6 protein-coding genes and 2 rRNA genes are annotated in these 13339 nt (G+C 39.2%); 3 read left to right on the top strand and 5 right to left on the bottom strand.

From position 1 onward, the window contains the following. The first annotated feature begins 213 nt into the window (after nt 1–213). Nucleotides 214–2076, top strand: coding sequence for a fibronectin type III domain-containing protein (locus C5F47_RS03555; RefSeq protein ID WP_179361526.1), 1863 nt, complete (start codon nt 214–216; stop codon nt 2074–2076). Nucleotides 2077–2332: 256 nt separating this feature from the next. Here the strand turns inward: C5F47_RS03555 and C5F47_RS03550 are convergent. Together C5F47_RS03550 and C5F47_RS03545 are read right to left on the bottom strand one after the other, a co-directional pair. Further along, nucleotides 2333–5329: ribosomal RNA gene (locus tag C5F47_RS03550) — 23S ribosomal RNA — on the bottom strand. A 149-nt stretch (nt 5330–5478) separates the two neighbouring features. Continuing rightward, nucleotides 5479–6949: ribosomal RNA gene (locus tag C5F47_RS03545) — 16S ribosomal RNA — on the bottom strand. The 16S and 23S rRNA genes sit together here, the layout of an rRNA operon. Nucleotides 6950–7311: 362 nt before the next feature. Here C5F47_RS03545 and C5F47_RS03540 point away from each other — a divergent pair. Continuing rightward, complete coding sequence (locus C5F47_RS03540; protein ID WP_179361525.1) at nt 7312–8610, top strand: aspartate aminotransferase family protein; 1299 nt, start codon at nt 7312–7314, stop codon at nt 8608–8610. Here C5F47_RS03540 and C5F47_RS03535 read toward each other — a convergent pair. Continuing rightward, on the bottom strand, nt 8591–9664 hold the full coding sequence (locus C5F47_RS03535; RefSeq protein ID WP_179361524.1) for a tetratricopeptide repeat protein: 1074 nt from the start codon (nt 9662–9664) through the stop codon (nt 8591–8593). The two genes, C5F47_RS03540 and C5F47_RS03535, sit on opposite strands and share 20 nt — an antisense overlap. 37 nt (nt 9665–9701) lie before the next feature. Further along, nucleotides 9702–11564 (bottom strand): tetratricopeptide repeat protein, encoded by a 1863-nt coding sequence (locus tag C5F47_RS09865; protein WP_179361523.1) that lies wholly within the window; start codon nt 11562–11564, stop codon nt 9702–9704. Nucleotides 11565–11660: 96 nt separating this feature from the next. Here C5F47_RS09865 and C5F47_RS03525 point away from each other — a divergent pair, with 96 nt between their 5' ends. Next, on the top strand, nt 11661–12959 hold the full coding sequence (locus tag C5F47_RS03525) for a hypothetical protein (RefSeq protein WP_179361522.1): 1299 nt from the start codon (nt 11661–11663) through the stop codon (nt 12957–12959). Here C5F47_RS03525 and C5F47_RS03520 read toward each other — a convergent pair. Further along, entirely contained in the window at nt 12956–13306 is a 351-nt protein-coding gene (locus C5F47_RS03520) for a hypothetical protein (RefSeq protein ID WP_179361521.1), read from the bottom strand. The genes C5F47_RS03525 and C5F47_RS03520 overlap by 4 nt on opposite strands. Nucleotides 13307–13339: the final 33 nt, after the last annotated feature.

Here is a 13339-nt window from a genome sequence, read left to right as displayed (position 1 = left end):
CATTGAAAGTTGTGATATTAGTCAAAATTAGGTACAAATTTGAAAATTAAAGAGGATTGCTTAAACTTTGAAATTCAGCTAATCATTTAAAAGAATCTTCAAAACAATTCGTCACTCCAATTTAGACACTTGAATCTTTTGAACTTTCTGAAATCTCTAAAATCGACAAGTTCAAATGCTAAGAACATATTATTTTCTTACACGTGATGATTTTTGAATAAACTCCAAACCATGGGAACCATCATAGGTATTGTTGTAGGTCTTACAGTTGCAGCAAATGTAATTTTAACAAATTTACCTGAAGAGCCAGATCCTATTTCCAATCTAAGTGCAATCAATAACAAGGGAGAAATTAGAATAACATGGCAATCACCAGCATCAGATGGAGGTTCACCAATTACGGACTACATAATAGAATACAAAAGAAGCTCCGATAGCACATTTAGTATTTACAACGACGGGGTTGGATCTTCAACTAGTGTAACTTTAACTGGATTGACAAAAGGTTCATCATATGACTTTAGAGTAATGGCAGAAAATGAAGTAGGGCAAAGTCCAGAATCAAAAATAGTTTCTACAATTCCCATGGTTATTCCATTTAAAATTACCACTTTACAAATATCATCAGACAGTACAAATGTTTTCTTATCATGGGCAGCTCCATATGACGGGGGTTCACCAATTACGGACTACATAATAGAATACAAAAGAAGCTCCGATAGCACATTTAGTATTTACAACGACGGGGTTGGATCTTCAACTGGTGCTACTTTAACTGGATTGACAAAAGGTTCATCATATGACTTTATAGTAATGGCAGAAAATGAAGTAGGGCAAAGTCCAGAATCAAAAATAGTTTCTACAATTCTAGAAGGACAGCCAGATAAAATAAGAAATGTAAGAGCACTTTTAACTGAAAATGGACAAATTTCATTATCATGGGCAGCTCCATATGACGGGGGTTCGCCAATTACGGACTACATAATAGAATACAAAAGAAGCTCCGATAGCACATTTAGTATTTACAACGATGGTAAAAATAATAAAACAAATTCCATGTTATCCGGTTTAGAAAACGGAGTTTCTTATGATTTTAAAGTCACGGCTGTAAACAAGTTAGGACAGGGCCCCAATTCAGACATTACAGATATGACACCATTAACTAAACCTCACAAAATAAGCAATCTCAATGCTATTTCCGAAAATGGACAAATTTCATTATCATGGGCAGCTCCATATGACGGGGGTTCACCAATTACGGACTACATAATAGAATACAAAAGAAGCTCTGATGAGTCCTTCAGTATTTACAACAATGGTGGGGGATCTTCAACAGTGGTTTTGTTAAACGGTTTAGCAAAAAATGTATTATATTATTTTCAAGTTTCAGCCGTTAATGAAATAGGGCAAGGAATAAAATCTGAAATTATTTCTTCTGAAATTGAATCCTTTATCAGTCCAATAGCAAAAATAAGCTTATCCTCCAATACTTTCATTACTGGACAAAATATTGCTTTTTCAGCATCAGAATCAGATGATGAAGATGGTGAAATAATCACATACAATTGGGATTTTTGTGGAATATCAAAATCAGGGGAGGCCGTAACTCATAAGACGTTTACTAATGAGGTAATCATAGTCACGTTGACTGTCATTGATGATGTAGGATTAATTGGAGAAGATCAAGTGGCGATAAAAATATACGACGGAGTATCAGAAAATCCCCCCCCATTAGAAAGAATAGCTATATGCAGTGATGGACTGTTTGATACTTTTAACAATCCCATTCAACAAATTGATGTAGGAGAATATGTAAAATTTGCAGGAGATATCACTACAAATATGAATACAGAACACTCTGCTGCTATGTTAATACAAATGCAAAATGAAAATGGAGTTACAAAGAATCTTACTCCATATATGGTAAACTTAATTCCTGGAGAAATAGAATATTTTGAAATTGGTTGGATTCCAGAAGAACAGGGAGAATATGATTTAACTTTTTTCGTTTGGGAAAGCATTGATAACCCTACAGCCATGTATCCGCCTAAAAGCTATACATTAACAGTAAAATAAAATTTAATCAAAAAAATTTCTTTGGAAATTATTTTAATCGCAATTTTTTGATCCAAATATTTTCGTGTATAGTTTTCACTAGGGAATTTCAAACAATTGAAAATCCTAGCTTACGCTAGGGAATAATTGTCAAATCAAAAATGCATAGCTAACGCTATGTGTGATTTAAAATGAAATCATCGTACAAGTCGTGTATATGTTATTTCCACTTGATGATATGAATATGATCATCGCGCATAGTCTCTATGTAAGTGGCTGAACCGATGTGTTGGTCTATTAGTAAAGGCTGGCTCACCACTCGCCGAAGCTTGTGATCTACACCACCTTCCTATCAACGCAGTATTTTGCTGCCGACCTTCATCTTACGAAAGAATAACTTGTCTCGGGATGGGATTCGTGCTTAGATGCTTTCAGCACTTAGCCCAAACGGCTTAGCTGCCCGGCCTGCCTTATCAGACAACCGGTAAACCAGTGGCCACGCTGCTCTGTTCCTCTCGTACTCGGAGCAACTTCCCCTCAGTTATTCACGCTTCCATTAGGCAGAGACCGACCTGTCTCACGACGGTCTAAACCCAGCTCATGTTCCCTTTTAATAGGCGAGCAGCCTCACCCTTGGCCCCTGCTGCAGGACCAGGATAGGAAAAGCCGACATCGAGGTACCAAACCGCGGGGTCGATAGGAGCTCTCGCCCGCGACGAGCCTGTTATCCCTGGGGTAATTTTTCTGTCACCTCCGGGCCCCAATAGTGGGCACACGAAGGATCGCTAAGCCAGACTTTCGTCTATGAATTCCGTGCGTTTGGAAATCCATTCAGTCGAGTTTTTGGCTTTGCCCTCTTCAACGGATTTCTGCCCCGTTTGAACTCAACTTTGGGCCCCTTTGATATCTTTTCAAAGGGGTGCCGCCCCAGCCGAACTGCCCACCTGCACGTGTCTCCGGTCTTCACTGGATAAGTGGTACTGCAAAAAGAGTCTGGTGTTACATCGTTGCTTCACTAACATCCCGGGGAATGTTAGGCATAGCTCCCAGATACCCTGTGCAATTCTTACTATACCACAAGCACAAGCTGCAGTAAAACTCCACGGGGTCTTCTCTCCCCAATGGAAGTTGATGGACTGTTCGTCCACCTTATGTGGCTTCACCGGGTTGTAGGCGGGGACAGTGGGGCTCTCGTTGTTCCATTCATGCGCGTCGGAACTTACCCGACAAGGCATTTGGCTACCTTAAGAGAGTCAGAGTTACTCCCGGCGTTAACCGGCCCTTAGCTCGGTTGAACCCAAGTTTTAGGTACCGGCACCGGCCAGGATTCAGCGACTATACAAATCCTTTCGGACTAGCAGTCGCCTGTGTTTTTATTAAACAGTCGAAACCCCCTTGTCATTGCAACCTGCGATCCCCATTCCTCATGAAGACCGCAGGCATCCCTTATACCTAAGCTACAGGACTAATTTGCCGAATTCCCTCGCCATACGGTATACCCGTAGCACCTTAGCTTTCTAAGCCAGCGCACCTGTGTCGGTTCTGGGTACGAACTTGTATCTTACTAACTACACAATCTTTCATGGTCTCCTGGAATTGAGGAAACTTCGCTAACGCGAAGCCATTCCTACCTCGGGAGAGTTCTCGTCATTACGACACTCCTTCTCCCTCGAATAGTTAGATACAACGATGGTTGTACAACCCCTATCCGGAAGCGAACCATATAGCTCAAACGCTTGATACAAGGTACTAGAATATTAACTAGTTTCCCATTCGGTGTACTCTGTTGAGGTACATCTTAGGATCGACTACCTCCAGGCTGATAACGCATTGCCTGGAAACCCTTGCGCTTACGGTGGTATAGATTCTCACTATACTATGCTGTTACTGCCACCAAGATCTGCAATAGAAATCGGTCCACAGGACGTCATCGCCCTGCTTCGACCCAATCACTACGCCAACCTACCACGAATCATCCACTGATGATTATCTAAAGTATCGGTACTTTGCTTTAGCCCCGTCCGTTTTTGAGGCATCCCCCCTCGGCAGGTAAGTTGTTACACACTTTTTAAAGGATAGCTGCTTCTGAGCTTACCTCCCTGCTGTCTTGGCGAGAACACGCTCTTTCGCTTGACACTTAGCAAAGATTTGGGGACCTTAACTTCAGTCTGGGTTAAACCCCTTTCGGCCATGAGCCTTACGCCACATGAGCCCGTGTGCTTGCTTCTACGATGTGTATCCGTTCGGAGTTTGAATGAGGGGTGAGGGATTTCTCCCCCGCGCCCCTCTATCAGTGCTCTACCGGAAACACTATCTCCACAAACCACGCCCTGCGAGACGCTTCGGTTGGAACTAGCGAGCGCCAGTCTAGATTGGTTTTTGACCCCTATTCCCAAGTCACAACAACGATTTGCACGTCAGAACGTCTTAAGACCTCCAGCGGGCTTTCGCCCGCCTTCATCTAGCTCAGGAATAGATCGACTGGCTTCTAGCCTAGCCGCCATGACTCTACGCACTTTCACACGCTTCTCCTGACTTCTTGCGAAGCTGCGAGAACTCGGTTTCCCTTCGCCTACACTTTGAAAGTTTAAGCTTGCCATGACAGTTAGCTCCTTGGTCCGTGTTTCGAGACGGAACGCGTAACACTGATGATTTGAACATCAAATCTTCAACTCTATTGCTAGAATCTCTAATCTGAAAAAATCACCTTCCATGCCACGCACGTCTGTAAGTAATAGGTTTCATGCACTTTTCGCCCCCCTTCCGGGGTACTTTTCAGCTTTCCCTCACGGTACTAGTCCACTATCGGTCTTGAGAAATATTTAGCCTCGGATGCTACTTTCACCCATATTCATTGCCCACTACCAAGGACAACTACTCGGGTATGAATAGGACTCTTCCCACTTCGCTTAAGGGGGTATCACCCTCTTTGCCAGAACTTTTCAGATCATTTCAGCTGTGTTCCAAGATTCCATATTATCATACCAAAACACCACATCTCCCGAAGGATTCAGTTTGGGCTCTTTCCTTTTCGTTCGCCACTACTTGGGAAATCTCAATTGATTTCTTTTCCACGTGGTACTAAGATGCTTCAATTCCCACGGTTCGACTTCCAATACTTGTGTACTGGAATGTGCATAAGCACAAGATTCTCATTCGGACATCTCGGGATCATAGGATGCGTGCGCCTACCCCGAGCTTATCGCAGCTTGCCACGTCCTTCATCTCTTCTCAAGCCTAGCAATCCACCTATTACCGTCTTTACACCGGCATATTCAGCCACATATTACACGACTATGCACGACGATCATTGCAAGTCCCCTGGCAGGGACCCACTACATCCTTCATACATCACTTTTGGTGATGCATTGCATCGATGATTCAATATGAAGATTATGTACACCCGTACACTTTCCATGTCTAAGGAGGTGATCCGACCGCAGGTTCCCCTACGGTCACCTTGTTACGACTTTTCCCTTGTCACGAACCCCAAGTTCGATAACGCCAATCAGACGTCACCTCGCTAAGAGCTCACTTCAATGAAACGACGGGCGGTGTGTGCAAGGAGCAGGGACGTATTCACCGCGCGATAATGACACGCAGTTACTAGGGATTCCATATTCGTGAGGGCGAGTTGCAGCCCTCAGTCATAACTGTGGTAACGTTTGAGGATTACCTCATCCTTTCGGATTTGAAACCCATTGTCGTTACCATTGCAGCCCGCGTGTGGCCCCAGAGTTTCGGGGCATACTGACCTGCCGTGGCCCCTTCCTTCCTCCGCATTAACTGCGGCGGTCCCGCTAATTCGCCCCACTACTCCTGAGAGTAATGGTGGCAACTAGAGGCAGGGATCTCGCTCGTTACCTGACTTAACAGGACATCTCACGGCACGAGCTGGCGACGGCCATGCACCACCTCTCAGCTTGTCTGGTAAAGTCTTCAGCTTGACCTTCATTCTGCTGTCTCTCCGGGTAAGATTTCTGGCGTTGACTCCAATTGAACCGCAGGCTTCACCCCTTGTGGTGCTCCCCCGCCAATTCCTTTAAGTTTCATACTTGCGTACGTACTTCCCAGGCGGCAAACTTAACGGCTTCCCTGCAGCACTGCATTGGCCACAAGCCAATGCATCACTGAGTTTGCATAGTTTACAGCTGGGACTACCCGGGTATCTAATCCGGTTTGCTCCCCCAGCTTTCATCCCTCACCGTCGGACGTGTTCTGGTAGACCGCCTTCGCCACAGGTGGTCATCAATAGATCAAAGGATTTTACCCCTTCCTACCGAGTACCGTCTACCTCTCCCACTCCCTAGCTCTGCAGTATTCCCGGCAGCCTGTACGTTGAGCGTACAGATTTAACCGAAAACTTACAGAGCCGGCTACGGATGCTTTAGGCCCAATAATCATCCTGACCACTTGAGGTGCTGGTTTTACCGCGGCGGCTGACACCAGAACTTGCCCACCCCTTATTCATCGGTGTTTCTAGGACCGACAAAAGGTTCGTTTAGCACAAACCACTCGGATTAACCTTGTCGTGCTTTCGCACATTGCAAAGTTTTCTCGCCTGCTGCGCCCCATAGGGCCTGGGTCCGTGTCTCAGTACCCATCTCCGGGCTACTCCTCTCAGAGCCCGTACCTGTAATAGTCTTGGTGGGCCATTACCTCACCAACAAACTGATAGGCCGCAGTCCCATCCTACGGCGATAAATCATTTGGAACACAAACCATTCCAGGTATAGTGTTCTATCGGGCATTATTCTCAGTTTCCCGAGGTTATTCCCGTCCATAGGTTAGGTTGACTACGCGTTACTGAGCCGTCTGCCTTGTATTGCTACAATGACTCGCATGGCTTAGTATCAATCCGATAGCAGTCAGGTCCGGCAGGATCAACCGGATTCTGAATTATTATTTTGTATTTTGATTATTGAAGTACATTTGTACTTTAATTGGAATTGACGGATGCACATAATCTTCACATTTCAGATATTGATCTGTTGATCAAATCCTCATTTTTGTATGCGTAACTGGAGGCCCATGAATCACAAAGTGGCATCTTGCCATACTTCATCACGAGCGCCGCCTATTGCGTTACGTATGCAGAAGCCAACAAAGCCAGAATCCATATAAACCATACGTGAAATTATGCCTGATCGGGCCAAAATATTGTAAAAATTACATGTTTTTTGGGGCTGATTTCGCTTAAGGTAGATTTTCACGTATCAATAGTTAAAATGTCAGATCTTAGTTTGAAAATTGCTTTTGAGTAATTATATTTCAGAATACAAAAAGAAGACAAAGACTTCAGCGAAAATATTTGCAAAGTCATCCAAACTTCACGTAAATGGTGTTTCTCATAACATACGATTTTATGAACCTTATCCATTTGTTGTCAAATCATCTAAAGGAACAAACCTTGTCGATGTAGATAATAACAAGTTTACAGATTATTGGATGGGCCATTGGTCTTTGATATTTGGACATGGTAAAAAAAATGTTAAAGATGCATTACAAAAACAAATTGAGAAGAGTTGGATGTATGGAACTGTAAATGAACAGACAGTAAGATTATCTGAAATGATTTCAAAAGCAGTTCCAGTTGCAGAGAAAATTCGTTATGTTACATCAGGTACTGAAGCTACAATGTATGCAGTTAGATTAGCTCGTTCAGTTACAAGGAAAAAAATAATTGCAAAGATAGATGGAGGATGGCACGGATATACATCGGATTTACTAAAAAGTGTCAATTGGCCATTTAATGAATCTGAAAGTAGTGGAGTAGTAAATGAAGAAAAAATTGTTTCAATTCCATATAATGATTTAGAAGGTTCATTAAAAATTCTAAAAAAACATTCAAAAGATTTAGCTGGTGTGATTATTGAACCAGTGTTAGGTGGAGGAGGATGCATTCCAGCAACTCCAGAATATCTCAAAGGGATTCAAGAGTTTGTTCATAAAAATAATTCATTATTCATATTAGATGAAATTGTTACAGGGTTTAGATTTAGATATGGATGTCTATATCCCACAATGAAACTTAATCCAGACATTGTAACATTAGGAAAAATTGTCGGGGGAGGAATGGCAATTGGAGTAATGTGCGGTAAAAAAGAAATCATGGAGCAGGCAGATACTACAGGAAAAAAGAAATCAGAGCGCTCCTATGTAGGAGGAGGTACATTTTCTGCAAATCCTGCATCAATGACTTCAGGCCATGCAACTCTGAGCCTATTAAAATCAAAAAAATCAACATACTCAAAAATCAATTCACTTGGAGAATTTGCAAGAAAAGAGATAGGAAAGGCATTTGATGGAAAAGTGGCAATTACAGGTAAGGGCTCATTGTTCATGACTCATTTTCTCAAAGACGGTGTAGAGGAAATAACAAATTCATCACATGTCGCAATGTGTGATTCCCAAATGCTTGCAAAATATCATTTTAAGATGATAGCCCATGATGGCATATTCTTTTTGCCAGGAAAATTGGGTGCAATTTCAGACGCCCATACTAAAGAAGATATCAGGAAAATGGTTTTAGCATCTAGTAATTTTGAAATTTAATGATTTTTCTAACTTGCAAACCAATCATTGCAGGTGCTGCAATGTACATTCCCAAGTTTAATGCAATGACTGAAATCCCTAGTCCTAACACTTGTTCTTCTGAACCATCTTCAGCTAATGACATTATGGATAGTGTTGATAACATTGGAGTGATGAGCGTCTTTACTGTTTCTTTGAATAACGGACTTTCTCTTTCCCAATCTGCAACAGTTGGTGCAAATGAATAGTATATTGTGTTAAATCCGGACATGAATGATGTTCCAGAGGTTGTACTGAATAGTGTGTTGTCTCTGATTTCTCTTAGTAATTGTACTTGAGGCGCTAGTTCTGTACCATATGTTGCAGTTGCAATAAGACAACCGCCGTCATCATTACTAATTTCTTCATTGTCCGTTTCTGCGTAAGCCACTACTACTTTTATTAAAAGTGTTATAGGAATTAAATTTGTAGGATCCCATTTTTCCTCAAGTTCTTTGTACTCTTCTTGAGTGACTGGTCTATTTTCTTGAGCATTTTTTAATAGCATTTCTGCAATGTCAAAATTCTCATCAGTTTCTTCTAGATATTCTTGAAGAAGTGGAATTGCCTCAGAATATTTTTCTTGTGAATAAAGTATAATCGCTATGTTCAACTTTGCTTGAAAGAAGTCGGGATTATGTTCTAAGGCAGTTTCATAAAGTGCCATAGATTCTTCAAGATTACCATTGTTTGCAAGTACAGAACCTTTATTGACTAATGCGTAAGGTTCAGTAGGATCAATCTCTAAAGCTTTATCGAAAAGTGCCATAGTTTCTTCAAAATTACCGTCAAATCCATGAAGGATCTCTGCTTTATGAATAAGTGCCTGAAGATGTTCGGGGTCAATCTCTAAAGCTTTATCAAAATATTCTATTGCTTTATAACCTGAGTCTTGAACACTGTCATCAAAAAATTCAAAATAGTAGTCCACACCAATTTCAAATAATTCTTCAGCACTTTGTTCAGCAAATGAATTCGGTACAGTTACAAGAATTAAAACAAATATCAAAAACAATGAAAGTGTTAGCTTTAACATAACCATAATGAAATAATTTACAAAGTAATTAAATGATCTAAAAGGATTTTTTAATGATTTTTCTAACTTGCAAACCAATCATTGCAGGTGCTGCAATGTACATTCCCAAGTTTAATGCAATGACTGAAATCCCTAGTCCTAACACTTGTTCTTCTGAACCATCTTCAGCTAATGACATTATGGATAGTGTTGATAACATTGGAGTGATGAGCGTCTTTACTGTTTCTTTGAATAACGGACTTTCTCTTTCCCAATCTGCAACAGTTGGTGCAAATGAATAGTATATTGTGTTAAATCCGGACATGAATGATGTTCCAGAGGTTGTACTGAATAGTGTGTTGTCTCTGATTTCTCTTAGTAATTGTACTTGAGGCGCTAGTTCTGTACCATATGTTGCAGTTGCAATAAGACAACCGCCGTCATCATTGCCACGTGGCTGTGTTGATTGCGGTGTTGATTGCGGTGTTGATTGCGGTGTTGATTGCGGTGTTGATTGCGGTGTTGATTGCGGTGTTGATTGCGGTGTTGATTCAGCATATGCTTTTGAACAATCTATTTGTTTTGGAGGGGGAGAAATAATTTTAATTATTTGTCCAATAGGTGTAAAATCTAAAAGATTCAGATCATTGTTTACCTTACATTTTGCAACTTGGATGTCCCCACCTTTCTCTACTGTTTCAATCAAATTGTTCACAGCAATGATTTCTTTTTCAGATACATTGATGGAAGAGTTTTCAGAGGCTTGAGAAAGAACAGTTTTTGCATCTTCTGTTTTACCAGTTTCAGCCAATACAGTACTTTTTGCAAGTAATGCATTAGAATTTGTAGGATCAATTTTCAATAACTTTTCAAGAATAGTTAAAGATTCATCATATTGATTTAATTGATAATGTGTCCATGCTTTATTTTCTAATAACTCAATATCGTTTGGAGATTCTAATAAAATATCGTTAAAAATTTCCAATGCATCCTCATATTCTCCAACATAACTAAGTGCAGTTGCTTTATTTTTTAAAGCATCAAAATTATCAGGTTCGTCTTCAAGTACTTTATCAAAGGAAGTGATTGATTTATCATACATTCCGTTTGCCAAATATGCAATTCCAACATTTACTAAAGCATCAATGTTTGCAGGATCTCTTTTAAGAACATCCTTAAAAATTGGAACTGCCTCAGAATATTTTTCAAGATAAGATAACGTCAATCCTAAATTTAGTAATGGAAGAAAATCTAAAGGATCTTGTTCTAATGCTTTTTCAAAATAAGGGATTGCTTCTTCATAATGTCCTTGGTCTAACAGTGCAACTCCTTTGTTGTTAAGAGCATCAATATCATTTGGATCAAGTTCAAGCATTTTATCATAAAGAGCAATTGCTGCACCATATTTTCCAAGTTGTGCCAAATTATTGGCGTATTCATTTAAAACATAAAAATCATCAGGATCAATTTGAAATGCTTGTTTTTGTAATGCTAAACCTTCTTGTATGTACGGATGATCATCACCATAAATATAGCCTGCATAAATCATTGAATTTCCTTTACCGGTTAAAGCTGCTGCCAAATTGGGTTCTAGATTCAAAAGAATATCATAAACAAGAATTGAATCTTCATAATAATTAGGATTGTCAGTGATATCAGCGATTTCATGTAGGGAAATTCCTTTGAATATTAACGCATCAATGTCTGTCGGATCTTCATCTAAAACCATATCAAAAAAAGTAATTGCAGATTTATGTTGAGACAGTGCATCATCATATAGGGCTTGATTTTTTGAATCAAAAGCTTGTTCGTGTAAGTCTAATCCATTATCAAAATTATCATCTATTTCATCGGCAAATGCTGTAGGACCAATTGTAAGAATGGTTAAAATAACAAATAATGAAATTAGTAACTTCACCATGCCCACATAGTCATAATATATCAAGTAAATAAGTTCAATCAAATGATATAGTTTAACTATCTAAAAAAACATCAATTATAGGTTGGAGGGTTTAGATTGAGACTACCATCATGGTCAGAATTTAATGAGAAATTATTACTGTTTGAAAAAAAGGCTGCAGCATTACAGCAAAATGAAAAAATTGCAAAGTTTAAAGAAAACCATCCTACATTAAACAAGGCTATTCAATCAGCCATCACTCTTGCAATTCCGCCCCCATTTAGCATTGTTGCAGGGAATATTTACAATTCGTTTGATGGAACACCCAAAGAAAAATCAAATGAGGTAATGAATTATTTCAATTATCTTAAAAATAAAGGAGAAAAACATTATGAAGAAGTTGCGACAAAATTAGATGCAGTATTAGTAAACGTTCAAGATCTAAAACAAATTTCTGCAAAAGAAGAAACAGTAGAAAACCTCAAAGACATTCTGATTAGTTCTAGTAGTAAAATTGATCAAAAATTAGTAGAATTGCAAATGGGAATTACTGAAATCAATACCAATGTAACTGAAATCAAAGAGAGTCAAGAAGTAATACTCAAAGGTCAAGAATCAATGCAAAATGATATCGATGTGATAAAACAGCAACTAGTCATACTAATAGGAAAAGAACAACAAACACTGCAACAAATCCACATTGAGCCTAAAATTATCAAGGAAAAAGAAGTTCCTGAAATCACTCAAGAAATAGTTACGCAGATTGAACAAATTCGGGAAGAAAAAGAAGACTTGCATGAAAAATTAGAAGAGTTAGGACAAAAGCCAGAAGTAGATGTAAATTTGACAATTTCAGAGGCGAATTTTGATTATCATGTGGGCAATTTTGATGGAGCATCTGCACTCTATGATAAAGTGTTGGAAGTTGATCCTGAAAATGAAATTGCCAAAAAGAATAAAGAATTAACGGTAGGTAAGCTTGACAAACTTTTAGGAAAACAAAAAACATTCAAAAACAAAAATGTTGATTTAAAGATGCTCGCAGGAAAAATGGAGCAGTTTTTCTCAAAAAATAAATTCAAAGATATTTTGTTAGAAGAAGACTCTGGAAAAAAATGGTTTATTGTCAAAGCAAGGAAAGGGGGAATTGGCAGTACATTAGCAGGTACACGAAAAGCAATCCACATTCTAATTCAAGGAAAACCTGAACGATTCAAAGTAGAGATGACAACTGGAGAATGGGGCAAAAATATGGCAATTGCTACAGGAACTGCATTATTAACTTGGGGAGTTAGTGCAGGAATAGGAATGGCAGCAAATGCAAAATTCAGAGGAGATCTTTGGAAACATATTGAAAAATCAGTTGAAGAATTATTTGATACTGAAAAATCATCTAAAAGTACAGCCAAATATTAAAAAAATTGTGTTCTCCAAGAAATTAAATTATTAAAAACTTCAAGATAATTGTCACATTTTATAGTGATATGGACATGTGAGGAAAATCCACCAAACTTACCTTCAAAAATTAGAGTACATTCATCTTTAAAAGGAGGCACAGTTATTCCAATTTTTTTTAAAGAATGAAATTCCATAGATTGGATATTAATTAATTTAGAATTTATTATCACTTGTTTTTTTTCAGGATTCTTGTTGATTGTTTCATCTAATTGTTTTTGAATAGAATCGCCCCAAGCAAGAGAATCTTGTGGCCATCGATGAACATATACTTTATCAGCTAAAAATTTTAATTCAAAATTAGGCATAACACTAAATCATTTTTTTATAAAATTAAACAT

Origin of the sequence: Nitrosopumilus cobalaminigenes, assembly GCF_013407145.1 — an archaeon.
Classification (GTDB): Archaea; Thermoproteota; Nitrososphaeria; order Nitrososphaerales; family Nitrosopumilaceae; genus Nitrosopumilus; species Nitrosopumilus cobalaminigenes.
Note: the sequence above shows the minus strand (reverse complement) of the source record. Positions and strands in the feature narration are given on the sequence as shown.